The 23,950-nt window shown below is 67.0% G+C and carries 22 protein-coding genes; 14 read left to right on the plus strand and 8 right to left on the minus strand.

Going from position 1 to position 23,950, the window contains the following annotated elements:
• Position 1: 1 nt before the first annotated feature.
• From ACRDNQ_RS09475 to ACRDNQ_RS09485, 3 genes are all read left to right on the plus strand, one after another.
• The gene (locus ACRDNQ_RS09475) at positions 2 to 877 is read left to right on the plus strand and encodes a trypsin-like serine peptidase (protein ID WP_431828405.1); all 876 of its coding nucleotides are present in this window, start codon (positions 2 to 4) and stop codon (positions 875 to 877) included.
• An 85-nt stretch (positions 878 to 962) separates the two neighbouring features.
• Entirely contained in the window at positions 963 to 1,703 is a 741-nt protein-coding gene (locus tag ACRDNQ_RS09480) for a trypsin-like serine peptidase (RefSeq protein ID WP_431828406.1), read from the plus strand.
• A gap of 118 nt (positions 1,704 to 1,821) precedes the next feature.
• Positions 1,822 to 2,286 (plus strand): Hsp20 family protein, encoded by a 465-nt coding sequence (locus ACRDNQ_RS09485; protein WP_431828407.1) that lies wholly within the window; start codon positions 1,822 to 1,824, stop codon positions 2,284 to 2,286.
• Positions 2,287 to 2,362: 76 nt separating this feature from the next.
• Here the strand turns inward: ACRDNQ_RS09485 and ACRDNQ_RS09490 are convergent, their stop codons facing one another.
• On the minus strand, positions 2,363 to 4,531 hold the full coding sequence (locus ACRDNQ_RS09490; RefSeq protein WP_431828408.1) for an esterase-like activity of phytase family protein: 2,169 nt from the start codon (positions 4,529 to 4,531) through the stop codon (positions 2,363 to 2,365).
• Positions 4,532 to 4,646: 115 nt separating this feature from the next.
• Positions 4,647 to 5,336, minus strand: a complete 690-nt coding sequence (rpe, locus tag ACRDNQ_RS09495; protein WP_431828409.1) for a ribulose-phosphate 3-epimerase — start codon at positions 5,334 to 5,336, stop codon at positions 4,647 to 4,649.
• Positions 5,337 to 5,490: 154 nt separating this feature from the next.
• Here rpe and deoC point away from each other — a divergent pair, with 154 nt between their 5' ends.
• On the plus strand, positions 5,491 to 6,492 hold the full coding sequence (gene deoC / locus ACRDNQ_RS09500; protein WP_431828410.1) for a deoxyribose-phosphate aldolase: 1,002 nt from the start codon (positions 5,491 to 5,493) through the stop codon (positions 6,490 to 6,492).
• Between the two features lie 4 nt (positions 6,493 to 6,496).
• Positions 6,497 to 8,848, plus strand: a complete 2,352-nt coding sequence (locus tag ACRDNQ_RS09505; protein ID WP_431828411.1) for an aldehyde dehydrogenase family protein — start codon at positions 6,497 to 6,499, stop codon at positions 8,846 to 8,848.
• A gap of 9 nt (positions 8,849 to 8,857) precedes the next feature.
• Here the strand turns inward: ACRDNQ_RS09505 and ACRDNQ_RS09510 are convergent, their stop codons facing one another.
• Complete coding sequence (locus ACRDNQ_RS09510; RefSeq protein ID WP_431828412.1) at positions 8,858 to 9,493, minus strand: DUF1523 family protein; 636 nt, start codon at positions 9,491 to 9,493, stop codon at positions 8,858 to 8,860.
• Between the two features lie 58 nt (positions 9,494 to 9,551).
• Between ACRDNQ_RS09510 and ACRDNQ_RS09515 the strand changes: the two genes are divergently transcribed.
• From ACRDNQ_RS09515 to ACRDNQ_RS09525, 3 genes are read left to right on the plus strand one after another with little or no spacing between them, the layout of a single operon-like run.
• Positions 9,552 to 10,292 (plus strand): glucose 1-dehydrogenase, encoded by a 741-nt coding sequence (locus ACRDNQ_RS09515; RefSeq protein WP_431828413.1) that lies wholly within the window; start codon positions 9,552 to 9,554, stop codon positions 10,290 to 10,292.
• Positions 10,289 to 10,633 (plus strand): hypothetical protein, encoded by a 345-nt coding sequence (locus tag ACRDNQ_RS09520; protein ID WP_431828414.1) that lies wholly within the window; start codon positions 10,289 to 10,291, stop codon positions 10,631 to 10,633. The genes ACRDNQ_RS09515 and ACRDNQ_RS09520 overlap by 4 nt, the downstream gene beginning before the upstream one ends.
• The gene (locus tag ACRDNQ_RS09525) at positions 10,627 to 11,622 is read left to right on the plus strand and encodes a P1 family peptidase (protein WP_431828415.1); all 996 of its coding nucleotides are present in this window, start codon (positions 10,627 to 10,629) and stop codon (positions 11,620 to 11,622) included. The genes ACRDNQ_RS09520 and ACRDNQ_RS09525 overlap by 7 nt, the downstream gene beginning before the upstream one ends.
• On the opposite strand, the gene ACRDNQ_RS09530 is transcribed toward ACRDNQ_RS09525, so the two are convergent.
• On the minus strand, positions 11,614 to 12,411 hold the full coding sequence (locus ACRDNQ_RS09530; protein ID WP_431828416.1) for an alpha/beta hydrolase: 798 nt from the start codon (positions 12,409 to 12,411) through the stop codon (positions 11,614 to 11,616). The two genes, ACRDNQ_RS09525 and ACRDNQ_RS09530, sit on opposite strands and share 9 nt — an antisense overlap.
• 65 nt (positions 12,412 to 12,476) lie before the next feature.
• Here ACRDNQ_RS09530 and ACRDNQ_RS09535 point away from each other — a divergent pair, with 65 nt between their 5' ends.
• Entirely contained in the window at positions 12,477 to 13,952 is a 1,476-nt protein-coding gene (locus tag ACRDNQ_RS09535; RefSeq protein ID WP_431828417.1) for an NAD-dependent succinate-semialdehyde dehydrogenase, read from the plus strand.
• 17 nt (positions 13,953 to 13,969) lie between these two features.
• Complete coding sequence (locus tag ACRDNQ_RS09540) at positions 13,970 to 14,479, plus strand: DUF4329 domain-containing protein (protein ID WP_431828418.1); 510 nt, start codon at positions 13,970 to 13,972, stop codon at positions 14,477 to 14,479.
• 83 nt (positions 14,480 to 14,562) lie between these two features.
• Here ACRDNQ_RS09540 and ACRDNQ_RS09545 read toward each other — a convergent pair whose 3' ends face one another.
• Together ACRDNQ_RS09545 and carB are read right to left on the minus strand one after the other, a co-directional pair.
• Positions 14,563 to 14,874: a hypothetical protein gene (locus ACRDNQ_RS09545; RefSeq protein WP_431828419.1), complete on the minus strand. Its 312-nt coding sequence runs from the start codon at positions 14,872 to 14,874 to the stop codon at positions 14,563 to 14,565.
• 63 nt (positions 14,875 to 14,937) lie between these two features.
• Positions 14,938 to 18,207 carry a carbamoyl-phosphate synthase large subunit gene (gene carB / locus ACRDNQ_RS09550; protein ID WP_431828420.1) on the minus strand — a complete coding sequence of 1,090 codons (3,270 nt, stop codon included), beginning with the start codon at positions 18,205 to 18,207 and terminating at the stop codon, positions 14,938 to 14,940.
• A gap of 129 nt (positions 18,208 to 18,336) precedes the next feature.
• On the opposite strand from carB, the gene ACRDNQ_RS09555 reads away from it, so the two are divergent.
• Together ACRDNQ_RS09555 and ACRDNQ_RS09560 are read left to right on the plus strand one after the other, a co-directional pair.
• Positions 18,337 to 18,666, plus strand: coding sequence for a DMT family transporter (locus ACRDNQ_RS09555; protein ID WP_431828421.1), 330 nt, complete (start codon positions 18,337 to 18,339; stop codon positions 18,664 to 18,666).
• A 4-nt stretch (positions 18,667 to 18,670) separates the two neighbouring features.
• On the plus strand, positions 18,671 to 19,324 hold the full coding sequence (locus tag ACRDNQ_RS09560) for a CPBP family glutamic-type intramembrane protease (protein WP_431828422.1): 654 nt from the start codon (positions 18,671 to 18,673) through the stop codon (positions 19,322 to 19,324).
• On the opposite strand, the gene ACRDNQ_RS09565 is transcribed toward ACRDNQ_RS09560, so the two are convergent.
• Entirely contained in the window at positions 19,321 to 20,016 is a 696-nt protein-coding gene (locus ACRDNQ_RS09565; protein WP_431828423.1) for a cyclic nucleotide-binding domain-containing protein, read from the minus strand. The genes ACRDNQ_RS09560 and ACRDNQ_RS09565 overlap by 4 nt on opposite strands.
• A gap of 128 nt (positions 20,017 to 20,144) precedes the next feature.
• The gene (locus ACRDNQ_RS09570) at positions 20,145 to 21,374 is read right to left on the minus strand and encodes a class I SAM-dependent methyltransferase (RefSeq protein ID WP_431828424.1); all 1,230 of its coding nucleotides are present in this window, start codon (positions 21,372 to 21,374) and stop codon (positions 20,145 to 20,147) included.
• 213 nt (positions 21,375 to 21,587) lie between these two features.
• Between ACRDNQ_RS09570 and bchE the strand changes: the two genes are divergently transcribed.
• Entirely contained in the window at positions 21,588 to 23,252 is a 1,665-nt protein-coding gene (gene bchE, locus ACRDNQ_RS09575) for a magnesium-protoporphyrin IX monomethyl ester anaerobic oxidative cyclase (protein WP_431828425.1), read from the plus strand.
• Positions 23,245 to 23,835 carry a bacteriochlorophyll 4-vinyl reductase gene (gene bchJ / locus ACRDNQ_RS09580; RefSeq protein ID WP_431828426.1) on the plus strand — a complete coding sequence of 197 codons (591 nt, stop codon included), beginning with the start codon at positions 23,245 to 23,247 and terminating at the stop codon, positions 23,833 to 23,835. The genes bchE and bchJ overlap by 8 nt, the downstream gene beginning before the upstream one ends.
• The last annotated feature ends 115 nt before the right edge of the window (positions 23,836 to 23,950 follow it).

Consider the following 23,950-nt stretch of genomic DNA (forward strand, 5'->3'; position numbering starts at 1 on the left):
GATGCACGGCCTGACCCGCGCCCTGGCAGGCCTGCTGGCAGCCTTGTCCGCCTTGCCCGCGCTGGCGCAGTCGGACGATCTGCGCCGCCTGACGCTGCGCGGCGACGTGCTGGGATGGGAGGCGGTCGGTCGCCTCGACATCGGGGCCTCCGGGTTCTGCACCGGCGCGCTGGTCGCGGGCGACATTGTCCTGACGGCCGCGCATTGCCTGTTCGATCCCCGCACCGGTCAGCGGCTTGATCCGCGGGATCTCACGTTTCGTGCTGCCCTCAGCGATGGCGCCTCGGTCGCCGAACGAAGGGGTCGCCGCGCGGTCGTCGCGGCGGGCTATGACTATCTCTCGCAGGATGCAGCGGCGCGGATCCGCCATGACGTGGCGCTTCTTCAGCTCGAGGCGCCGATCTCGGTCGCCGACGCCGATCCGTTTCGCACCGACGCCCTTGCGCCGGGTCGGGGCAGGGTCAGTGTGGTGTCCTACGGGCAAGGGCGCGAGGGCGCGCTGTCACGGCAGGGCGAATGCACGATTCTCGGCGCCGAGGCCGGGCTTCTTGCCTTCGATTGCGACGTCACCTTCGGATCGTCCGGCGCGCCCGTCTTTCAGGACCGGGACGGCCGCATGCGGATCGTCTCGGTGATCTCGGCCATATCCGATGCGGGCGGCGCAAGGGCCGGGGACATGGTCTCGCTTGGGATGGAGTTGCCCGGGGTCTTCGACGAATTGATGGTCGCGCTGCGTGCCGGTCGCGGCGTCTGGCCGGAGGAAGGGGTTGAAACCCGCCGTCTGTCGGTTGGATCGGACAGGAGTTCAGGCACAACGCCGGGCGCGACGTCGGGCGCGACGTCGGGCATGGGCGGGGCGCGCTTCCTCAAACCGTGATCGGTCCCGGGGCGTCCGGCGGCGTTTGTCCGGCGACATGCGCCTTCGAAACCGCTAGTCTTGCCGCGCGCATGAGGACCCCGCGATGAAACGCCGCTGGATCGCCGGACTGCTGCTTTGCCTTCTTGCGCTGCCGCCCATGGCCGCGCGGGCCGAGTCTGCGTTTCCGATGGCGGCGGTGGGTGTGCTGAGCGCCCGCGCCGAAGGCGGGTGCTCGGCCGCGCTGATCGCGCCCGACGTCGTCCTGACCGCGGCCCATTGCGTCGACGCGCGCGGAAAGCCCGGCGGCCTGACCTTCCGGACGGGCGCCTATCCCGGCCTTCCCCGGATCTCGGTGCCGGTGGCCGCGACGGCGTTCCACCCGCTTTACGATCTGAACCTCCCGCGCGAGATCACACGAATCCGCTTCGACCTTGCGCTGGTGCGCCTGGCGCATCCCATCGACACCCCCGGAATCGTGCCCCTGAGGCTGGGACCGGCGCCCGAGGTGGGCGAACGCCTGATCCTTGCCAGCTATCGCGGCGGCCGGGGCGAACGCGCGCGCGAGCGGCGGTGCGAAATCTTCGCAGGCCCGCCCGACGTGGCCGCGCTGGGCTGCGAAGTCGCCTCGGGCGAATCCGGGTCGCCCGTGCTGCGTCTGTCGCCGCAAGGCCCCGAGATCGCGGCCGTGCTGTCAAGCCGCAGCCGCTTCGACCAGCAACCGATCGGCTTTGCGCCGCCTGTGCTGCGCCGGATCGGGCCTGTCATGGACCTTCTGCCCGAGGCGGCCGAGGTCACCCCTGCCGGCGAGGGCGCCCCCGCGACCGAGATCGTGGCTGACCCTTGAACGCCTGAAAACGCCTGCCTATCTGCAAAACGCGGACGCCCGATTGGGGTCCGCAGACTGACGAACGCCCGTCCATGTCGGAGGGCGGAACCCGTTATCGCTCGATGGAGGATGACCCATGCGAACCTATGACCTTGCACCGCTTTACCGTGCGACCGTCGGCTTCGACCAGATCGCCGACCTGATGGACCGGTTGCTGACCGACGGCGCCAGCACCACGTCCTACCCGCCCTACAACATCGAAAAGACCGCAGACGACGCCTGGCGCATTTCCGTCGCCGTCGCCGGTTTCGCCGACCGCGACCTGTCGGTCGAGGTGCGCGAGAACGCGCTGATCGTCTCGGGCCGCAAGTCCGACGAGGACAAGGACCGCCGGTTCCTGCACCGCGGCATCGCCACCCGCGCCTTCGAACGCCGGTTCCATCTTGCCGACCACGTGCGCGTGACGGGCGCCAGCCATGCCGACGGGATGCTGAACATCGACCTTGTCCGCGAGGTGCCCGAGGCGCTGAAGCCGCGCCGGATCGAGATCACCAACGGCGACACCTTCGAAGGCAAGGCGGTCGAGCACGTCGCGAACTGACGTCCGCCCACGGTCTGAAATGCAGAACGCGCGGGGGCATCCCCCGCGCGTTCGTGTTTTCGGAAAGTGCCGGAGATTACATGTTTTCCGGCGTTATCGCGAAGAACAGCGTCTCGCCCGAGTGATCGTCGACCCCGTCGTTGTCGGTCGAAACCCAGATCGTGCCGTCCTCCATGATGGCAAGCCCCTCTACCTTGTCGAGGACATAGCCGCCAGTCGATCTGAGGTCGGGGATCAGGTCGCGCACCGCTTCCTTCGTCACCACCGGCAGCGTGCCGCCCAGGGGCGCCGCCACCATCTCGGCCGCGGGGATGCGGTAGATCATCTTCGTCACCGCCGCGTCGCCGACCTGGTTGTCGCGCTCGACCACATAGACCCAGTCGCCGTGGGCCACGATCTCGGACAGGCCGACCCAGCCCGTCGCGGGTTCGGCCTTGGGATAGTGGACCGCGCCCCATTCGGCGCTTTCGATGTTGTAGGACACAAGCTTGGCGTGGTTGGCCGGGTCATCACCCCATTCGCGCTGGATCGCGATCCACAGCGTGTCGCCCACCCGCGTGATGCCTTCCGCGCCAAAGCGCGTTTCAACGGCAAGAAGCGCTGTCGGGAAGGCGATTTCCTCTTCGATGGCCCCGTCGGCGCCGATGCGGAAGATCGCGTGCGGGGTCAGTTGGTCGGTGCGCCCTTCCGAGGCCACCCAGAACCCACCGTCGCCGTCCAGCGTGATGCCTTCGAGGTCAAGCTTCTGCGCCGGCATGCCGTCGCGGGTGATGCGGATCACGTCGACGATGCGCGCGAGCGTCTGGCTGACGTCGACCTTGAAGATCGATGGCTGCTGGCCAAGGTAGCTGTCGTTCACGAACCAGACGAACCCGTCTTCGTCCGCGACCATGCCCGAGTTAGCCACCCAGCCAACAGGGCGTCCGTCTTCTTTCAGGCCCGCCGAGGTGAGGTGCGGATAGGACGCCGGCGCGTTCTGGTATTCGTAGACCGTCACGTGGGCACGGGCGAGGCCGTCCTCGCCCAGGTCGACCTCATTGGCCACGGCGACAAGGTTGCGCGAGGGGATCGCCACGGCGCCTTCTGGCGAGATGCCCGAGGGAAGGATCTGCGCAAGCACCGGGTTCGCCGGGTCGGTCATGTCATAGACGCCGACGACCGAGCCACGTTCGGACAGAAGGAACATCATTGGCACGCCGCCGAAGGTGGCGACTTCCATGCCCTCGGGTTCGACGCCCTTGGCGTCGGACCGGCCTTCGGGATAGTGTCCGATCTCGGCCACCGCGTGTTCGAAGGACAGCCCCGAGTCGTAGACCACCGTTCCGTCCTTGCGGAACACGGTGAAGCCGCGGCTGCCGCCGTCCATGTCGCCTTCATTGGCGACGACGAAATGATCGCCGTCGATCCACTGAAGCGCGTCGGGTTCGCGGACAACGTCCTGAAGCGTCTCGGTGAAGGCGATGCGCCCGTCTTCCCGGGTGTCGACGCCGTCAAGCGTGACAGCGCCGGCGTTGAAATGCGACAGCACTTCGCCCGCGGCGTTCATCACGACGATGTGGTTGTTTTCCTGAAGCGTCACCGCGATCTCGCCCGTGGGCGAGACATCGACGAATTCGGGCTCGGGGTCGTCCGGCGCGATTTCGGCAAGGCCGGTGAGGTCAACCTTGATCAGGCCTTCGCAATTCATGCGGCCCTCCACCAGGGGAACGATGGCGACATGGCCCGGGGGCATCTGTCCGACCCGACCGTCGCCCGCGTCTTCGTCCCGCTCATTCTCGACGGCGACCGTCACGAAGGACCCGTCCGGTGCCACGGCGGTCGAATCAGGCTGACCGCCGATGTCGCAATCGGCCACGGCCTGACCTGTGGCCAGGTCGATGTGCAGTAGGTGGCCCGACGGATTGGTGAAGCTTTCGCTCGTGTTGATGCCGACGAAGACGGTGTTGCCAAGGGCCGACACGGCTGTCGGTTCGCCATCAAGCGCGATGTTGCCCTTCGGCGCCGGGTTCGCGGGATCCGAGATATCGATCACGCCGATCACGCCCAGCGGGCTGTCGGAATAGACCAGCGTCATCCCGTCGTCGGTCGCCGTGATGATTTCGGCCGAGCTTTCGCGCGACAGGTCTTCGCCCGCGGCCATGTTGGCGGGGGTGGCGAAGCTTGCGACTCGGTTGAAGTTCATGTCGGCCATGGCCCCGCCCGCGCAAAGCGCGAGGACCGAGGTCAGCCCCAGCAATCGTGTCATGTGGTGGACTCCCCAGAGTGTGTGACGACTTGGGAAGTGCCCGCAGGCGGTGACGCGCGCGTAACCGTTTTGTTTCGTTTCTGTGAAACTGCGTGGGGCGGGCGGGCGACCGTGCTCAGGTCGCTGCCGTCGCGGCGTCCCGGATCGCACGGATGTTGGCGCCATAGACCTCGGGCGTGTCGACCGAGCCGCCCCTGAAGACGGCCGAGCCCGCCACCAGAACGTCGGCGCCGGCTTTGGCGACAAGCGGCGCGGTAGTCGGGTCAATGCCGCCATCGACCTCGATATGGATGGGCCGGTCGCCGACCAGTGCCCGCGCGGCCGCGATCTTGGGCAGCATCGAGGGCGTGAACTTCTGCCCGCCGAAGCCGGGGTTGATCGTCATGACAAGGATCAGGTCGATCTGGTCGAGGATGTGTTCGATATGGCCGAGGGGCGTCGTCATGTTCAGCGCGACGCCGGCCTTCTTGCCATACCCCCGGATCGATTGGAGCGTGCGGTGCAGATGCGGGCCGGCCTCGGCATGAACGGTGATCATGTCGGACCCCGCCTTGGCGAAGGCCTCGATATAGGGGTCGGCGGGCGCGATCATCAGGTGTACGTCCATGAAGGTCGTCACATGCGGACGGATCGCCGCCACGACGTTTGGGCCGATGGTCAGGTTCGGAACGAAATGCCCGTCCATCGGGTCCACGTGGATCCAGTCGGCGCCCTGCGTTTCGACGGTGCGGATCTCGGCGCCGAGATTGGCGAAATCGGCCGACAGGATCGACGGGGCGATCTTGATCGAACGGTCGAAGGACATCTGCGGCACTCCCCTTTTGGCGGCGTCCTAGCGCGGCGCGGGGCAGGTGTCACGCCCCGGGGGCCGCAAAAATTTGACCAATTGGTCAAGCTTGCGTTAGGCGGGCGCGCGTGCGACGCTCCGCGTCGATCCAGCCCTTCAGGGATTGCCGCCCGTGTCCGCCGTTTCCACCTCGACCGAGTCCGCCCTTCCCACCCGGCTGCCACAGCTGGGACATGCCCGAAATCCGGGGATGGAACTGGACATGGACTGGGTGCGCGCGGTTCAGGCCAATACCTCGGCCATCGAACGGCGCGCGGCGACCTTGCCGGGGCGGCGCACGGTCAAGAAGGATCATCAGGCGGCCTGGCTTCTCAAGGCGATCACGCTGATCGACCTGACGACGCTGGCGGGCGACGACACCGAGGGGCGCGTGCGGCGGCTTTGCGCGAAGGCCGCGCATCCGGTGCGGCAGGACTTGCTGGATGCGCTGGGCATGGGGCCGATCACCACGGGCGCGGTCTGCGTCTATCACGACATGGTCGCCACGGCTGTCGACGCGCTGAAGGGCACGGGCATTCCGGTTGCGGCGGTCTCGACCGGGTTTCCGGCGGGCCTGTCGCCCTTCCATCTGCGCGTGGCCGAGATCGGCGAAAGCGTGAAGGCAGGCGCGCAGGAGATCGACATCGTCATCTCGCGCCGGCACGTCCTTCAGGGCGACTGGCAGGCGCTTTATGACGAGATGCGCGAATTTCGCGCGGCCTGCGGCGAGGCGCATGTGAAGGCGATCCTTGCCACGGGCGAACTTGGCACGCTGCGCAACGTCGCGCGCGCCAGCCTTGTCTGCATGATGGCCGGCGCGGATTTCATCAAGACCTCGACCGGAAAGGAAGCGGTCAACGCCACCCTGCCCGTGAGCCTTGTCATGATCCGCGCGATCCGTGCCTATCACGCCCGTACCGGCTACCGCGTGGGCTACAAGCCCGCGGGCGGGATATCAAAGGCGAAGGACGCGCTTGTCTACCTGAGCCTCATGAAAGACGAACTGGGCGACCGCTGGCTTCAGCCCGACCTTTTCCGCTTCGGCGCCTCGAGCCTTCTGGGCGACATCGAGCGGCAGCTTGAACACCATGTCACCGGCCGCTATTCGGCCGGCTGGCGGCACGCGATGGGATGACCCGATGACCGTCTCGCAGATCTTCGCCACGATGGACTACGGCCCGGCCCCCGAAAGCGCGGCCGAGGCGATGGCCTGGCTTGACAGCCATGACCGGCACTTCGGCCAGTTCATCGGCGGCGCCTGGACCAGGCCGGGCGAGACCTTCGAAAGCCGCAACCCGGCCACCGGCGAGGTCCTGGCCCATGTGAGCCAGGCAACAGCAAAGGACGTCGACGCGGCCGTTGTCGCGGCGCGTAAGGCGCAGAAGGGCTGGGGCGCGCGGCCCGGGCATGAACGGGCGCGGGTACTTTATGCCCTGGCCCGGCTGATCCAGAAGCAGTCGCGCCTTTTCGCCGTGCTCGAGACACTGGACAACGGCAAGCCGATCCGGGAAAGCCGCGACATCGACATACCCCTGGTCGCACGGCATTTCTACTATCACGCAGGCATGGCGCAGCTGCAGGACGCCGAATTGCCGGACCGCGAGGCGCTGGGCGTCTGCGGCCAGATCATCCCGTGGAACTTCCCGCTTCTGATGCTGGCGTGGAAGATCGCGCCGGCCATCGCCATGGGCAACACGGTGGTTCTGAAGCCCGCCGAATACACCTCGCTCACTGCGCTTCTTTTCGCGGATCTCTGCCGCGAGGCGGGGGTGCCGAAGGGGGTCGTCAACATCGTGACCGGTGACGGGGCGGTGGGCGAGGCGATCGTCGCGCATCCGGGCATCGACAAGATCGCCTTCACCGGATCGACGGCTGTCGGCCGCCGTATCCGCGCGGCGACCGCAGGGTCGGGCAAGGCCCTGACGCTCGAACTTGGGGGGAAGTCGCCCTACATCGTGTTCGAGGACGCCGACCTCGACAGCGCGATCGAAGGTCTGGTGGACGCGATCTGGTTCAACCAGGGCCAGGTCTGCTGCGCGGGCTCGCGCCTGCTGGTGCAGGAAGGGATTGCCGAGGCGTTTCACGAACGGCTGCGCGCGCGGATGAACGGGCTGCGGCTGGGCGATCCGCTGGACAAGTGCATCGACGTCGGTGCTGTCGTGGACCCGGTGCAGCTGATGACCATCACCGAACTGGTGGCGGGCTCGGGCGGCACGGTTTTTCACGCAGCGATTCCGATGCCGGAGCAGGGCTGCTTCTATCCGCCGACGCTCATCACCGGCCTCGCCCCGGCCGACCGGCTGATGCAGGAAGAGATCTTCGGCCCGGTGCTCGTCTCGACGACGTTCCGCACGCCGGGCGAGGCGGTCGAACTTGCCAACAACACGCGCTATGGATTGGCCGCAACCGTCTGGACCGAGAACGTGAACCTTGCGCTCGACATCGCGCCGAAGCTGGTGGCGGGCGTCGTCTGGGTGAACGCCACGAACCTGTTCGATGCGGCGGCGGGGTTCGGCGGGGTGCGCGAAAGCGGGTTTGGCCGCGAGGGCGGTTGGGAAGGGCTGCTGGCCTATACCCGGCCGCGTGGCAAGGCCAGGGCGCTTGCGCCCCTGACGGCGATGCCCGCGCCGAAGGACGCCACGGTCGACACGCTGGACCGGACCGCGAAGCTTTATGTGGGCGGCAAGCAGGCGCGGCCCGACGGCGGCTATTCGAAGGCGGTCTGGTCGAAGTCGGGCCGGCTTCTGGGACACGCCGGCCTTGCAAACCGCAAGGACCTGCGCAATGCCGTCGAGGCTGCGGCGGGCGCGGCGTCCTGGGCGAAGACCACGGGGCATGGCCGGGCCCAGATCCTTTTCTACATGGCCGAAAACCTGTCGGCCCGGGCCGACGAGTTTGCCGGCCGCCTTCGCGACCTGACCAACGCCGGCGCGCATGCCGCGCGGGCCGAGGTCGAGGCATCGATCCAGCGGCTGTTCACCTATGCCGCTTGGGCCGACAAGTTCGATGGCGCCGCGAAGGGCGTGCCGCTGCGTGGCGTGGCGCTTGCGATGAACGAACCGGTCGGGCTGATCGGGGCCCTCTGCCCGGACGAGGCCCCGCTTCTGGGCCTGATCTCGGTCATCGCCCCGGCGATGGCGATGGGCAACCGGGTCGTCGCCGTCGCGTCCGAGCCGTTTCCACTGGCGGCCACCGACTTCTACCAGGTGCTCGATACCTCGGACGTGCCCGCCGGCGTGGTCAACATCCTGACCGGCATCCATGCCGAACTTGCGCCGCAGATGGCCGGGCACATGGCGCTGGACGCGGTCTGGAGCTTTTCGTCGTCAGACTTGTCCACGGTGATCGAGCGCGAGGCTGCCGGCAACCTCAAGCGCACCTGGGTCAACAATGGCCGCGCGCGCGACTGGATGGGGGCCGAAGGCGAAGGCCGGGCCTTCCTGCAGGCCGCGACCGAGGTCAAGACGATCTGGGTGCCCTACGGCGAATAGGCGGCAGGTCTATTTCGTCCCGCGCCACCACCGGCTGAGCCGGCCGCGCGCCTCGTCCGCGCGTTCGTCGATCCGGTCCCATGTTTCGGCGGCGTCGTCGAGCACGGGTTCGATCCGGCGTTCGCGGAAGTTCACCCACTTCCGCCACAGCCACAGGAAGACACCCGCCAGCAGCGTCAGGAAGATGATGTTGAACCAGGGGATCAGAGTCACGTCCGGGCTGTCGATCGGGCGCATCGAGACGGCGTTCTGGTAGATCGTGAGGAACCGGTTGCGCCAGCCGTAGTAGCGGACCACGACCCAGCGCGGGGCTTCGGCCGAGGACACGAAGTCCTGCGCCTGCGTCTGAAGATCGGCGCTGTCGAACTTGAAGTAGGGCGGCCAGAATCCCGTATCCTCGTTGCGGAAGACCCGGGTGCCGCCGTTTGGCCGTACCGTATTGATCAGCCGCACGTCCGTGCCGATCAGGTTGCCCTGCGCGTCGCGCATCCGGTTGGCGTAGAAAAGGCCGTTCCAGCCCACGTTGATCCGCTGAATCTCGGTTCCCGTCACGCGCACGATCTCTTGCCGGGGCAGGGTGTAGTGCAGGAAGGCGGCGAAGGTGCCGAAGATCAGGACAAGCAGGGTCCACTTGACGTAACGCATCGTGGGGGCTTCCTTTGGCGCTTTTCGGGTTCGGGCTTTCGTGCCAGAACTTGCCCCCATGAGACTAGCGGAAAAAACGGCGATCGTAACCGGGGCGGCCTCGGGCTTTGGCGCGGGCATCGCGCGGCGCTTCGCCGCGGAAGGCGCGGCCGTCATGGTGGCCGACGTCAACGCAGGCGGCGCATCGGCGCTGGCTGACGAGATCGGCGGCCTTGCGCAGGGCGTCGACGTGTCGGATGCCGCGTCGGTCGCGGCGATGGCGGCCGCGGCCCGGGCCGCCTGGGGGCGGATCGACATCCTTGTGAACAACGCGGGGATCACGCATCTGCCCAAGCCGATGGAGGACGTCACCGAAGAAGAGTTCGACCGCGTCTTCGCGGTGAACGCGAAGTCGGTCTATCTGACCGCGCGCGAGGTGGTGCCGATGATGAAGGCGGCGGGGCGGGGCGCGATCCTGAACGTTGCTTCTACCGCAGGGGTGTCGCCGCGGCCGCGGCTCAACTGGTACAACGCCTCGAAGGGCTGGATGATCACGGCGACAAGGGCGATGGCGATCGAACTTGCGCCCTTCGGCATCCGGGTGAACGCCCTCAACCCCGTGGCAGGCGAGACCCCGCTTCTGAAAAGCTTCATGGGCGAGGACACGCCCGAGATGCGGGCGAAGTTCCTTGCGACCATTCCCCTCGGCCGCTTCTCGACGCCCGAGGACATGGGCAGCGCCGCGCTGTACCTGTGCTCGGACGAAGCGAGCATGGTCACGGGCGTGGCGATGGAGGTCGATGGGGGGCGGTGCATATGAGGCTTCCCGAACGGCGCCCTGCGGACATTGCCGTGATGGCGGGGACGATGGCGAGCCAGCAACTGGCCTTCGCGCATCTTCTCGATCTGGCCGACCGGGCGGGACTGGCCCCGGACATGGACGCCATCGAAGTGCTGCGCGCGCCGGACCTGGAGCGAAGGCTTGCGCATTACTTCGACCCGAAGACCGCGACCCGGATCGTGGGCGCCGCCGGAGGGTGCGATACGGTCATCCTTCTGACCGATCCCGGCGCCCTTCCCGCCTGCGACAGCGATCGGCTGCGCTGGCTGGGGATCTTCCCCGGCCAGCTTCTTCGTGCCCTGCCCGAGCGGCCATGCTGACACAGGGGCCGCGCAACCTGATCACCGATGTCCCGGGTGTCCTTGTCGGCAATGCCCGGGACGCGCGGCTGAAGTCAGGGGTGACGGTGCTGACGTCGGACCGCCCCTTCACCGCGGCGGTGCATGTCATGGGGGGCGCCCCCGGCACGCGCGAGACCGATCTTCTGTCGCCCGAAAACACAGTCGAGTCGGTCGACGCGCTGGTGCTGTCGGGCGGATCGGCCTTCGGACTCGACGCGGCCTCGGGCGTGACAGCGGCCTTGCGACGGCAAGGTCGGGGCTTCGTGGCGCGCGGGCACGCCGTGCCCATCGTGCCGGCGGCCATCCTGTTCGATCTGGCGAACGGTGGTGACAAGGGCTGGGAGGTGTCTCCCTATGCGGCGCTGGGCGAAGCTGCCTTCGCCGCGGCGGGTCCGGCGTTCACGCTGGGGACGGCCGGCGCAGGAAGCGGCGCGATGACGGCAACGCTGAAGGGTGGTCTTGGGTCTGCCTCTGCCGTGCTTGCGGACGGAACGACGGTCGGTGCGCTTGTCGCGGTGAATGCCATCGGCGAGGTGACCTATGGCGACGGGCCGCATTTCTGGGCGGCACCGTTCGAGATCGGGGGCGAGTTCGGCGGTCTTGGCCCGGCACCGAAGGGCCCCCCGCCGCCGATGCGGCTGAAGGGCATGGGGCCCGGAGAGGCCACGACGATCGCGATCGTGGCGACAGATGCCGCGCTGACCAAGGCGCAGGCCCGGCGTGTCGCGGTCGCCGCGCATGATGGTATCGCGCGGGCGATCGTGCCGGCGCACACGCCCCATGACGGCGACCTTGTCTTTGCCGCCGCGACCGGACGGCGGGCGCTGGTGGACCCCGCCGGCGGGGTTCTGGCGATCGGCCACGCCGCCGCGCTGTGCCTGTCGCGCGCCATCGCGCGGGCGGTTCATGCGGCAAGTGCGGAAGAGGGCGACCTGTTGCCGACCTGGCAGACGCGGTTCTCAGCCTAGAAGGCGGGCGATCATCTCGCTGTCCGGATTGGCAAGGCCGTCGATCACGTCGAAATGGTGGCGGCCGTCCTCGATCACCAGATCCGCGTGCGGCCAGGCCTTGGCCAGCCAGCGGGCCTGCTCGACGAAGGCCGGGCGTTCGTCCGCGCCGACCCAGACCGTCACCGGAACCTCGCGTGGCGCAAGGCACAGGGCGGGGCTTTCCCGCGCCGCTTCGTCCGCGTCGAGGCCGAGCGTCGCGTTCATCGAGGTCTCGAGAAGCGGGCGCAGGTCGGCGACAGGCGAGATCGGCATGACCCGGGCGAGGCGGCCCAGAGCCTCGGGCGGAAGCGGCACGTCCGGGCAGAGCATCCGCGCGACGAGATGCCCGCCCGCCGAATGGCCGGTGAGGCGGATCGGACCGCCGACTCGGCTGGCGGCGTGCGCCACGGCCTGCGCGATCTCTCGGGTCATGGCGGGAATGCGTGCATCGGGGGCAAGCGTGTACGAGGGCATCGCCACCGCCCAGCCCCGCGCCGTGGCCCCATGGGCCAGATGTGACCAGAAGCTACGGTCGAACCGCATCCAGTAGCCGCCGTGCACGAAGACGACGAGGCCCTCGGCGCGTCCGGCGGGGTGAAAGATGTCCATCTTCTGACGCTCGCCCGGGCCGTAGGGGTCGTTCAGGCGGGCGCGCCCGATCGCGGCCTCGACCTCGCGCCGGTCGCGCGCAAGCGTCGCCCATCGGTCGGGGTAGCTTGCGCCATCGGGGATGAAGTCGCTGTTCGTGTAGGCGAGATCGTTTTTCATGCTGTCGGCCTTCTGCGGGCTTCTGTATACCTCGGCCCGATCCTTTGCCAACCGGGAGAAGACCCATGCTCGACACCGTCACCGACCTTGCCTCGCGGCTGAAGGACCCGGGGCTTCTGGCGACGCAGGCCTACCTCGCGGGCGACTGGGTCGATGCCGCGGATGGCCGGACCTTCTCGGTACGGAACCCCGCCCGCGGCGACGTCATCGCCGAGGTGGCCGACATCGGCCGGGCGCAACTGGCCCCCCTCATCGCTGCCGCCGGCGCCGCGCAGAAGGCCTGGGCCGCGCGCACCGCGAAAGAGCGGGCGAACATCCTGCGCCGCTGGTTCGACCTGATGGTCGCGAACGCCGACGATCTTGCGACGATCCTGACGGCCGAACAGGGCAAGCCGCTGGCCGAGGCCCGGGGCGAGGTTCTTTACGGCGCCTCGTTCGTCGAGTGGTTCGCCGAAGAGGCCAAGCGCATCTACGGCGAGACGATCCCCGGCCACATGCCCGACAAGCGGCTGAGCGTCCTGCGCCAGCCCATCGGGGTCGCCGCGGCGATCACGCCCTGGAACTTTCCCAACGCCATGATCACGCGCAAGGCCGCGCCGGCGCTGGCGGCGGGCTGCGCGATGCTGGTGCGTCCCGCGACGCTGACGCCGCTGTCGGCGCTTGCGCTGGGCGTTCTGGCCGAGCGTGCCGGCATTCCAAAGGGCGTCCTGTCGATCGTGCCGTCGAAATCCTCGTCCGAGATCGGCAAGGAGTTCTGCGAAAACCCGATCGTCCGAAAGCTGACCTTCACCGGCTCGACCGAAGTCGGTCGGATCCTGCTGAAGCAGGCGGCGGATCAGGTCATGAAATGCTCGATGGAGCTGGGCGGGAATGCCCCCTTCATCGTCTTCGACGACGCCGACCTCGATGCCGCCGTCGAAGGCGCGATCGCCTGCAAGTTCCGCAACAACGGTCAGACCTGCGTCTGCGCGAACCGGCTTTACGTGCAGGATGCGGTCTATGACACCTTCGCCGAGAAACTGGCGAAGCGTCTGGGGCAGATGAAGGTGGGCGATGGCCTTGAAGGCGCCGACCTTGGCCCGCTGATCGACGCGGCGGCTGTCGAAAAGGTGCGCGAGCATATCGACGATGCCACGTCCAAGGGCGCGACCGTCTTCTACGGCGGGTCCGCCCACGAGCTTGGCGGCACCTTCTTCCAGCCGACCATCGTCACAGGTGTCACGCAGGACATGCAGGTCGCCAGCGACGAGACCTTCGGCCCGCTGGCGCCGCTGTTCCGTTTCTCGACGGAAGACGAAGTGATCGCGATGGCCAACGACACGATCTTCGGCCTTGCGTCCTATTTCTATGCCCGCGACATCGGCCGGATCACCCGCGTGAGCGAGGCGCTGGAATACGGAATCGTCGGCATCAACACCGGCATCATCTCGACCGAGGTGGCGCCCTTCGGGGGTGTCAAGCAGTCGGGACTTGGCCGGGAAGGCTCGCGTCATGGGATCGAGGATTACCTCGAGATGAAATACGTTTGCCTCTCGGTCTGAGCCTTTTTCGGTCCGCCGTGATCGCCGCCGCCCTGACCGGGTGGGTCGGCGCGGCGTGCGCGCAGACGCCGGACGAGATCGCCTTCGCGCGGGCGCATCTCGATGCGTTGCAGAAGCGGTCGCTGCGCAGCGGCCGCGAATACTGCGGCTTCTTCGGCCGCGACCCCTCTGGAACGATCGTCGCGGTGAAGGCCCGCCCCGGGAGCGAGACGACCTGCGTCGCCTACTGGCCGCATCCGCGGATCCGTGTCTTCGCCTCCTTCCACACGCATGGCGTCTGGGACGGCGTGTCCGATGGCGAAGTGCCGTCGGTCGAGGATATCGAAGGCGACATGTCCGACGGCATCGACGGCTATGTGTCGACCCCGGGTGGACGGTTCTGGTTCATCGACGGCGATGCTGGCATCGCGCGGCAGATCTGCGGCGAAGGATGCCTGCTGAGCGATCCCGATTACGATCGCGAGGCCGAGGGTCCGGTGCCCGAGATGCTCACGCTTGACGACCTGAAGGCCCGTCAGGGCGAGTGACGCCCCCGCGTTTCCGTCCCGCCCCTCCGAAGAGCCGGTTTCAGGTGGCCCGCAACGCGGCACTCGGTGCCAGAATGCCGTCGTCAGCGGCGTGGCACGCTGAAGAGGATCCAGCCGTCCAGGCGGCCGACCTCTCGTCCGCCGGTCTCGAAGGTGAAAAGCCCCGGGTCCGTGCCCGGCGGGCAAGCGACCAGGTCGGCGGCGTCATCGAGGAACTGGTTCGTGAAGGCGCTTTCCCCGGCGCGGCGGCACAGATCGCCCTCGCTGCGGTAACCTGCGCCGAAAAGTGGCAGTTCGGCCGGAACCGTCGCGCCCTGGCCGGTCTCGGGCGCGGACACGACGCAGGCGGACAGGGCAAGGGTCGCAGACGTCGCGACGAGAATCGAACGGCGCAATGGAAATCTCCTCTACCTCGGATGCGGGCAGTCTAGCAGACCCACGCCGGCGCGAAAGCCGGCCTAGCGGTCCTGCAGGGCCCGCACGCTGAGTTCGCCTTCACCGGCGGCCTTCATCGCCAGCGCGGCGGCATGGCTGGCCGCGGCGGTGGTGAAGTAGGGGATCTTGTCCATCAGCGCGACATTGCGCATCGACCGCGAGTCCTCGACCGCCTGGGTGCCCTCGGTCGTGTTCATCACAAGCGCGATCTCGCCGTTCTTCATGACGTCGACGATATTGGGTCGCCCCTCGTACACCTTGTTCACGATCTCGCAGTCGACACCGTTCGCGGACAGGAAGCTGGCGGTGCCGCGAGTCGCGGTGATCGTCAGGCCGAGGTCGACAAGCACCCTTGCGGTCTCGATCAACTGCGCGGTCTTGTCGTCGTCCTTGATCGACAGGAACACCTTGCCCGAGGTCGGCAGGATCGTGCCCGCGCCAAGCTGAGCCTTGAGGAAGGCGCGGTGGAAGTTCGGGTCCGACCCCATCACCTCGCCGGTCGAGCGCATCTCGGGGCCGAGAAGCGTGTCGACGCCGGGGAACCGGGCGAAGGGCAGCACGGCTTCCTTCACCGCGAACGTGTCGATCTCGGGGTCGACAAGATCGAAGTTCGACAGCGGTTCGCCCGCCATCAGCCGCGCCGCGATCGACGCGATCGGGCTGCCCACGGCCTTGGCGACGAAGGGCACGGTGCGCGAGGCACGGGGGTTCACCTCGATCAGGTAGATGACCCCGTCCTTGACGGCGAATTGCACGTTCATCAGGCCCACGACGTTCAGCGCCAGCGCCAGCGCTTCGGTCTGTGCCTTGAGGTCGTCGATGACCTTGCGCGGCAGCGAATAGGGCGGCAGCGAACAGGCGCTGTCGCCCGAATGAACGCCGGCCTCTTCGATGTGCTGCATGATGCCGGCGACATGGACCATCGTGCCGTCGCACAGCGCATCGACGTCGATCTCGGTCGCGCCGGACAGGTAGCTGTCCAGAAGCACCGGACTGTCGCCCGATACCACCACCGCCTCGGCGATGTAGCGTTCAAGCTGGGACTGGTCGCGCACGATCTCCATCGCGCGACCGCCCAGAACGTAGGAGGGCCGGATCACCAAGGGAAACCCGATCTTGGCCGCCGCGTCGAAGGCCTCGGCATCGGTATGGGCGATGGCGTTGTCGGGCTGGCGCAGGCCCAGGTCGTTGACAAGTTTCTGGAACCGCTCGCGGTCCTCGGCCAGGTCGATGGCGTCGGGAGTGGTGCCAAGGATCGGGATGCCCGCCTCGTTCAAAGCATCCGCAAGCTTGAGCGGCGTCTGCCCGCCGAACTGGACGATCACCCCATGCAGCGTGCCGTTCTGCTGTTCGACCCGCAGGATCTCCATCACATGCTCGAAGGTCAGCGGCTCGAAATAGAGGCGGTCCGAGGTGTCGTAGTCGGTCGACACGGTCTCGGGGTTGCAGTTGATCATGATCGTCTCGTAGCCCGCCCCGGTCAGCGCGAAGCAGGCATGACAGCAGCAGTAGTCGAACTCGATCCCCTGGCCGATCCGGTTCGGCCCGCCGCCCAGGATGACGACCTTCTTCGCGCCCGACGGCCGCGCCTCGCATTCGACGTCGCCCATCGCGGGGCTCTCGTAGGTCGAGTACATATAGGGTGTCTGCGCTTCGAACTCGGCGGCGCAGGTGTCGATGCGCTTGAAGACGGCGTTGACCCCAAGGTTCAGCCGCGCGCGCCTCACGTTGTCCTCGGTCCGGCCGGTGAGTTTCGCCAGCCGCGCATCGGTGAAGCCCATCATCTTCAGCCGGCGCAAACCCTCTTCCGTCACCGGAAGCCCGGACTTGCGCACCTCGGCCTCGGTTTCGACGATCTCGCGCACGCGGGCTAGGAACCAGGGGTCGAAGCTTGTGACCTGCTGGATCTCGTCGTCGCTGAAGCCAAGGCGCATGGCCTGGGCGATGATGCGCAGCCGGTCGGGCGTCTGGCGCGACAGGGCCATGCGGACCTGCGCGGGGTCGGGGGCGCCGGGGATGTCGATCTCGTCGAAGCCGGTCAGCCCGGTTTCGAGGCTGGCCAGCGCCTTCTGCACGGATTCGTGGAAGGTCCGGCCGATCGCCATCGCCTCGCCCACGGATTTCATCGCGGTCGTCAGCTCCGGCTTGGCACCCGGGAACTTCTCGAAGGCGAAGCGCGGGATCTTGGTGACGACGTAGTCGATCGTCGGTTCGAACGAGGCCGGCGTCACCTTGGTGATGTCGTTGTCCAGCTCGTCAAGCGTGTAGCCCACGGCAAGCTTCGCGGCGATCTTGGCGATCGGAAAGCCCGTGGCTTTCGACGCCAGCGCGGACGAGCGGCTGACCCGGGGGTTCATCTCGATCACCACCATGCGCCCGTCGACCGGGTTGATCGCCCATTGCACGTTCGAGCCACCGGTTTCGACGCCGATCTCGCGCAGCACGGCGATGCTGCCGTTGCGCATGATCTGGTATTCCTTGTCCGTCAGCGTCAGCGCGGGGGCTACGGTGATCGAGTCGCCCGTGTGCACGCCCATCGGGTCCACGTTCTCGATCGAGCAGACGATGATGGCGTTGTCGGCGCGGTCGCGCACGACTTCCATCTCGAATTCCTTCCAGCCCAGAAGCGACTCGTCGATCAGGATCTGCGCCATCGGCGAGGCTTCGAGTCCGCGGCGGCAGATGTCGAAATAGTCGTCGCGGTTGTAGGCGACACCGCCGCCAGTGCCGCCCAGCGTGAAGGCGGGGCGGATGATCGCAGGAAGGCCGACCTCGTCCAGCGCCTCCACCGCCTGCTCAAGGCCCTTGGCGATATCGTAGCGGCCATTCTCGCCCTTCGGCGCGGCGATGATGGTGGCCTTGGGGTTCTCAAGCCCGATGCGATCCATCGCTTCGCGGAAAAGCTTGCGGTCCTCGGCCATTTCGATGGCCTCACGCTTTGCCCCGATCATTTCGACGCCATACTTCTTGAGGACGCCCATTTCCTCGAGCGCGAGCGAGGTATTCAGACCTGTCTGACCGCCCATGGTCGGCAAAAGCGCGTCGGGCCGTTCCTTTTCGATGATCTTGGCGACGATCTCGGGGGTGATCGGCTCGATGTAGGTGGCGTCGGCCATGTCCGGGTCGGTCATGATCGTAGCCGGATTCGAGTTGACGAGGATGACCCGATAGCCCTCCTCGCGCAGCGCCTTGCAGGCCTGGGCGCCGGAGTAGTCGAACTCGCAGGCCTGTCCGATGACGATGGGCCCGGCTCCGATGATCATGATCGACTTTATGTCGGTTCTTTTCGGCATCGTGGCCCCCCGGGCTGGCAAATTGTCGTGGGTTATAGGGATGGGGGCGGCAGGCGCAAGGCCTCAGGCGCCTTGCCAGTGTCCCGGGGAAGGCTAGGCTGTGGTCCGGGGCGCATATCGGAGTCGCGGATGACCTGGGTCTATCTTGCCATCGCCATCACGGCGGAAGTCATCGCGACGGCCGCGCTCAAGGCCACGGACGGGTTCACGCGGCTGGGGCCGACGGTCGTTTCCCTTACGGGCTATGTCGTAGCCTTCTACTTTCTCGCGATCGTGCTGCGCACCATTCCCGTGGGCATCGCCTATGCGATCTGGGCCGGGGCCGGGGTGGCGCTGGTCGCGCTGATCGGTCTGGTCGTCTATGGCCAGAAGCTCGATCTGGCCGCCGTGGTCGGGATCACGCTGATCGTTGCGGGGGTTGTCGTGCTCAACACGCTGTCGGACAGCGTCCGGCACTGACAAGATGCGCGTCGTCCCGTCGCGCCGACGCCTTGCGGTGGAATTCGCGGGCCTTTTCGTGGTGGCGCCCGTCGTTCTGGCCGTGTTCCTTCCGCCATCCGCGATGTTTCCGGCGCTCTTTGCCGTCACGGGTGCGGGGCTTCTTCTGCTGCATCGCACCCCCGGGTTTCGTTGGCGCGAGCTTTTGCGGGGCGCGGACCGGATCGGATGGGGGCGCGTCGTGGCGCTGGCGCTTGCCACCGCGGCGGTTGGCTATGGCGTCGTGCAGGCCACAGCGCCCGCCTCGTTCCTTGCCCTTCCGCGCCGCAATCCGCAGCTTCTGCTGATGATCGCGGCGTTTTATCCGGTGCTTTCGGCCCTCCCTCAGGAAATCGTGTTCCGGCCGCTGTTCTTCCGCAGGTACGGCGCGCTGCTTCCCCAGGGCCGTGTGGCGCAGATCCTGATGAACGCCGCCGTCTTCGCGCTCGCGCATCTGATGTACTGGAACTGGATCGTCGCCGCGATGACCTTTGCCGGTGGTCTGGCCTTCGCCTGGTCCTATCGGGTGCGCGGAAACTTCCCCGAGGCCGTCGTGACGCACAGCATCGCCGGCGTGATTCTTTTCGCGTTGGGCCTGGGGGTCTTCTTCTATTCGGGCAACGTCGAGCGGCCGTTCTAGGCCAGGCCGGCCATCGCCGCCGCGCGGACGTTCGCCGCGATGAGCTTCGTCCGCGCTTCGGCCCCGATCCCTGCATCAAGCGCGATGCGGATCTCGGGCGCCTGCGCCATGAGCTTGCGCAGCGCCTCGGCGGGGACAGCGAAGATGCGGCCGGGTTCGGTAAGCGTGACCGTCGCGATCGCCGGACTGCCGCTTGCGACGCCCAGTTCGCCCACCAGGGCTCCGGCCTTGCAGTCGGCCACCTCGCGCCCGCCCACCACGACAGAGGCGCGCCCCTCTGCAAGGTAGACCAGCGCGGGGACAGGCGCGCCTTCCTCGGTGAACACGGTTCCCGCCTCGGCCTCGCGCCAGTCTCCGGCGGCGAAGACCCGGCGGGCGAGGTAGGGTTCCAGACCCGGAAGCTTGGCGTCGAGAAACTGCCGCTCGTCCGTCGAGAAGCGCAGGCCGCTTGTCAGGAAGTAGTAGCGTGCAAGCCCCACGATGCTGAGGGCGATCCAGCTTGTCTCGATCGTCGCGGACCAAAGGTTGAAGCTGCCCATGAGCGAGGTCAGCATCAGCGACGACGCAAGGAGGTTCAGCGCCGGGTAGGCGTATCCCCTGTTGTTCAGCAGCCCCAGTTGCAGGGCGCCGTAGGACCCAAGATATAAGGAAGCGCCAAGGACGCCGGCGATGTCGTGGATGATCGGTGCCATCAGGGGCGCCCCTCACGGTCACCGGGCTGAGGCCGACTCGGCTTCATGATCGATTATCCCGCGCCGTTTTGCGGGACTATGTGCTGGACGCCCTGAAGCAGGCAAGCGCAGTCGCCAGTCGCGGAGGGTCACTCGGCGGCGTGGCGCATCACGTCGGCATCGGCGCGATAAAGATAGTCGCGGGTCAGCGGCACGGCATCCTGTCGGTGCGCCAGTTGCACCTGGAAGACACATTGCCGGCCATGGCGAAAGGTCTGTTCGCAGGCGACAAGATAATACTTCCACATCCGGCAGAACCGTTCGTCGTAAAGTCGGGCCGCCTCGTCGATCCGCGCCACAAACCGGTCGTACCAGCGGCGCAGCGTCTCGGCGTAGTGAAGGCGCAGGTATTCGATGTCCGTGGTGTAGAGGTCCTCTTTCTCGATGGCGCCGATCATCTCGGACATCGAGGGCACATAGCCTCCCGGGAAGATGTACTTCTCGATCCAGGGGCTGGTGTAGCTGGGCGGCGCGGTCCGACCGATCGTGTGGATAAGGGCGACGCCGCCGGGGGCGAGGCGATCGTGCACGGTTCGGAAGTATTCGCGGTAATGCGGCAGGCCGACGTGTTCGAACATGCCGACAGACACGATGCGGTCGAAGGTTTCATCCACGTCCCGATAGTCCGTCAGCCGAAAGTCGATGCGTTCGGCAAGGCCAGCCGCCCGTGCGCGCGCGGTCGCGATCTTGTGCTGCTCTTCGCTAAGCGTGACGCCCACGACCCGCGCGCCATAATCCCGCGCCAGCGTAAGGCCCATGCCGCCCCAGCCACAGCCGATGTCGAGGACGCGCATCCCCGGCTCGATCAGAAGCTTGCCCGCGATGTGATGCTTCTTGGCCTCCTGCGCTTCGTCCAGGGTCATGTCCGGCCGCGCGAAATAGGCGCAAGAATATTGCTTGTCGGCATCCAGAAAGAGATCGTAAAGCGCCGCGGACAGGTCGTAGTGATGGGCCACGTTCCGCCGCGCGCGGGCCGCCGGATTGAACTGCCGAAGGCGGCGCGACAGGTGGCGGGACGCTTCCGCCGGCTGCAGCCAGGCCGGTGCGCCACGGGCGGAGGAGTTTTCGATCGCCAGTCGGAAGAATCCGTGCAGGTCGTCGCCGTCGATCGTGATCAGGCCGTCGGTGTAGCCTTCGCCCAGCGCGAGTTCGGTGTTGGTGACGAGACGCTTGAAAAGTCCGTCATCCCCAAGGCGAACGGTCACCGGCGTTCCCGTGCCGTCGCCATACTGCCGCACCTCGCCATCCGGCATGTGCAAGACAAGGGTCCCGTGCCGGACCACGGTTTCCACCATCCGAATGAACAAAGACCGCCACATGGCCACCCCCTGTGGGCGCCACCCGCGCCCGGCTCGGTTTGCATGCTCACGGCGTCCGGACATCGCTGCCACGACGCCTTCCGGTCAGAGAGTGTGTGCGGGAATCACTGATTCGTAAAGGTTTTGCGATGCTTCGGCCTGCCTCGCTTGATCCATGTCAATTCAAGTTGTCAACCATAATGTAAACTAAGACTTACAAATAGGGAGGCCGGCATGCGGATTCTGTTCGTTCACCCCAACTACCACTCGGGCGGGGCGGAGATCGCCGGCAACTGGCCGCCCGCCTGGGTCGCCTATCTTGCGGGCTCGCTGAAGGCGGCGGGCTTCGACGACATCCACTTCATCGACGCAATGACCAACCACCTCGACGACGAGGCGCTAAAAGCTCGCATCGCCGAACTGCAGCCCGACGTGATCGGAACCACCGCCATCACGCCGTCGATCTATGTGGCCGAACGCGTCCTTCAACTTGCGCAGGAGGTGGCGCCGAATGCCCTGCGGGTCCTCGGCGGCATCCACGCGACCTTCATGTTCAAGCAGGTCCTGTCCGAAGCGCCCTGGATCGACGTCATCGTCCGGGGCGAGGGCGAAGAGATCATCACCGAACTGATGCTGGCCGTGGAAGACGGGCGCTGGCCCGCCGACCGTCACAGGATCCACGGTCTCGCCTTCCTCGACGGCGAGGACATCGTCGCCACGCCGGCGGCCTCGACCGTCAAGAACCTGGACGGGCTTGATCCCGACTGGACGCTTCTCGAGTGGGAAAAGTACATCTACGTCCCCCTGGGCGTGAAGGTCGCGATCCCGAACATGGCGCGGGGGTGCCCCTTCACCTGCTCGTTCTGTTCGCAATGGAAATTCTGGCGCGACTACCGCGTGCGCGACCCGAGAAAGGTCGTCGACGAGATCGAGCGGCTGGTGACAGACCACGGTGTCGGTTTCTTCATCCTTGCCGACGAAGAGCCCACCATCAATCGCAAGAAGTTCGTCCAGTTCTGCGAAGAACTCATCGCGCGCGGACTGAACGAGAAGGTGAAATGGGGCATCAACACCCGCGTAACCGACATCTACCGCGACCGCGAGCTTCTGAAATTCTACCGCAAGGCCGGCCTCGTCCACGTCAGCCTCGGCACCGAGGCCGCGGCACAACTCAAGCTTGACCAGTTCAACAAGGAAACCAAGGTCGAAGAGAACAAGGAGGCGATCCGCCTGCTGCGCGAGGCCGACATCTTCGTCGAAGCCCAGTTCATCGTCGGCCTCGACAACGAGACGCCCGAAACGCTGGAAGAGACCTTCCAGATGGCCTGGGACTGGCAGCCCGACCTTGCCAACTGGGCCATGTACACGCCCTGGCCCTTCACCCCGCTATTCCAGGAGTTGAAGGACAAGGTCGAGGTCTTCGACTTCTCGAAGTACAACTTCGTCACCCCGATCATGACACCGGCCGCGATGACACGGGGCGAGTTGCTGGACGGGGTGATGAGGAATTACCGGCGCTTCTACATGCGCAAGGCGCTGTTCCACTATCCGTGGCGCGGCACCGGCTTCCGGCGGCGGTATCTTCTGGGTTGCCTCAAGGCCTTCCTCAAGGCCGGCGTCGGCCGCACTTTCTATGACCTCGGCAAGGCGGGCTATTGGGGCCCGCAGACGAAGGACAAGGTGCATTTCGACTTCGACGAGTCCCGCACCATCGCCGAGGCGCAGATGGAAGACTGGGAAGCCGCCGCCGATCGCGCCGCACGCGCGGCCGAGCGGCGCGAGGCCGTGCGCGCCCAGATGAAGGATCGCGCGGCCGAACGCAGCGGGTCCTTCAGGATGCCGAACGGCGCCGAGGTGCGGGTCTGCGGCGGCGGGACCGAGCAGATGAGCGATGCCTGACGGGGCGGACCACGCCGGGCTCATCGGGCCGAACGCCCTGACGCAGCTTCTGCCGCTGCTGGAAAGGGCGGGCGGCGCCCGTCTGCGCGACAGGCTTCTGGCCGAGGCCGGCATCTTCGTGCTGCCCGACATGACGGGTCTGGTCGACGAAGCGCCGGTCGCGCGCCTGCACCAGGCGATGCGGGCGCAAATTCCCGACCTTGCGCCCGCGCTGGCCTGGGAAGCCGGTGTGCGGACGGCCGACTACATCATCGCCAACCGGATCCCCGGCCCCGTGGTTGTGCTCCTGCGGGGTCTGCCCGTTCCGCTTGCCGCGCCGCTTCTCGTCCGCGCGATCGCGCAGCACGCCTGGACCTTCGCCGGATCGGGTCGGTTCGAAGTGCTCTCGCGCCGACCGCTGCGGGTCGCGATCCACGACAACCCCGTGGTGCGCGGTGAAATCGCGTCGCACCGCCTGTGTCACTGGCACGCGGCCGTCTTCGAGCGGCTCTTCACCAGTCTCGTCCATGGCGGCTGGCGCGCGCGCGAGGTCGAATGCTGCGCCATGGGGCACCCCGCCTGCGTTTTCGAGATCGGCCCCTGAGCCTTCGTCTTGGCCCAAATATCCCCGCCGGAGGCACGCCGCGTCAGCGGCGTTCCCTTGACTTCCCGGCCCAACCCTAGTGTATCGGCCCGACGGATTTCCGGCCCCGAAGGAG

The organism is Saliniferula longa (assembly GCF_050789285.1).
In the GTDB taxonomy this organism is placed as follows: domain Bacteria; phylum Pseudomonadota; class Alphaproteobacteria; order Rhodobacterales; family Rhodobacteraceae; genus CAVPWP01.

Bases quoted from the DNA above. Each gene is read 5' to 3' on its own strand.
- ACRDNQ_RS09475 (WP_431828405.1), top strand. From the start codon at position 2: ATGCACGGCCTGACCCGCGCCCTGGCAGGCCTGCTGGCAGCCTTGTCC.
- ACRDNQ_RS09480 (WP_431828406.1), top strand. From the start codon at position 963: ATGAAACGCCGCTGGATCGCCGGACTGCTGCTTTGCCTTCTTGCGCTG.
- ACRDNQ_RS09485 (WP_431828407.1), top strand. From the start codon at position 1,822: ATGCGAACCTATGACCTTGCACCGCTTTACCGTGCGACCGTCGGCTTC.
- ACRDNQ_RS09490 (WP_431828408.1), bottom strand. From the start codon at position 4,531: ATGACACGATTGCTGGGGCTGACCTCGGTCCTCGCGCTTTGCGCGGGC.
- rpe (WP_431828409.1), bottom strand. From the start codon at position 5,336: ATGTCCTTCGACCGTTCGATCAAGATCGCCCCGTCGATCCTGTCGGCC.
- ACRDNQ_RS09505 (WP_431828411.1), top strand. From the start codon at position 6,497: ATGACCGTCTCGCAGATCTTCGCCACGATGGACTACGGCCCGGCCCCC.
- ACRDNQ_RS09510 (WP_431828412.1), bottom strand. From the start codon at position 9,493: ATGCGTTACGTCAAGTGGACCCTGCTTGTCCTGATCTTCGGCACCTTC.
- ACRDNQ_RS09515 (WP_431828413.1), top strand. From the start codon at position 9,552: ATGAGACTAGCGGAAAAAACGGCGATCGTAACCGGGGCGGCCTCGGGC.
- ACRDNQ_RS09520 (WP_431828414.1), top strand. From the start codon at position 10,289: ATGAGGCTTCCCGAACGGCGCCCTGCGGACATTGCCGTGATGGCGGGG.
- ACRDNQ_RS09525 (WP_431828415.1), top strand. From the start codon at position 10,627: ATGCTGACACAGGGGCCGCGCAACCTGATCACCGATGTCCCGGGTGTC.
- ACRDNQ_RS09530 (WP_431828416.1), bottom strand. From the start codon at position 12,411: ATGAAAAACGATCTCGCCTACACGAACAGCGACTTCATCCCCGATGGC.
- ACRDNQ_RS09535 (WP_431828417.1), top strand. From the start codon at position 12,477: ATGCTCGACACCGTCACCGACCTTGCCTCGCGGCTGAAGGACCCGGGG.
- carB (WP_431828420.1), bottom strand. From the start codon at position 18,207: ATGCCGAAAAGAACCGACATAAAGTCGATCATGATCATCGGAGCCGGG.
- ACRDNQ_RS09555 (WP_431828421.1), top strand. From the start codon at position 18,337: ATGACCTGGGTCTATCTTGCCATCGCCATCACGGCGGAAGTCATCGCG.
- ACRDNQ_RS09560 (WP_431828422.1), top strand. From the start codon at position 18,671: ATGCGCGTCGTCCCGTCGCGCCGACGCCTTGCGGTGGAATTCGCGGGC.
- ACRDNQ_RS09565 (WP_431828423.1), bottom strand. From the start codon at position 20,016: ATGGCACCGATCATCCACGACATCGCCGGCGTCCTTGGCGCTTCCTTA.
- ACRDNQ_RS09570 (WP_431828424.1), bottom strand. From the start codon at position 21,374: ATGTGGCGGTCTTTGTTCATTCGGATGGTGGAAACCGTGGTCCGGCAC.
- bchE (WP_431828425.1), top strand. From the start codon at position 21,588: ATGCGGATTCTGTTCGTTCACCCCAACTACCACTCGGGCGGGGCGGAG.
- bchJ (WP_431828426.1), top strand. From the start codon at position 23,245: ATGCCTGACGGGGCGGACCACGCCGGGCTCATCGGGCCGAACGCCCTG.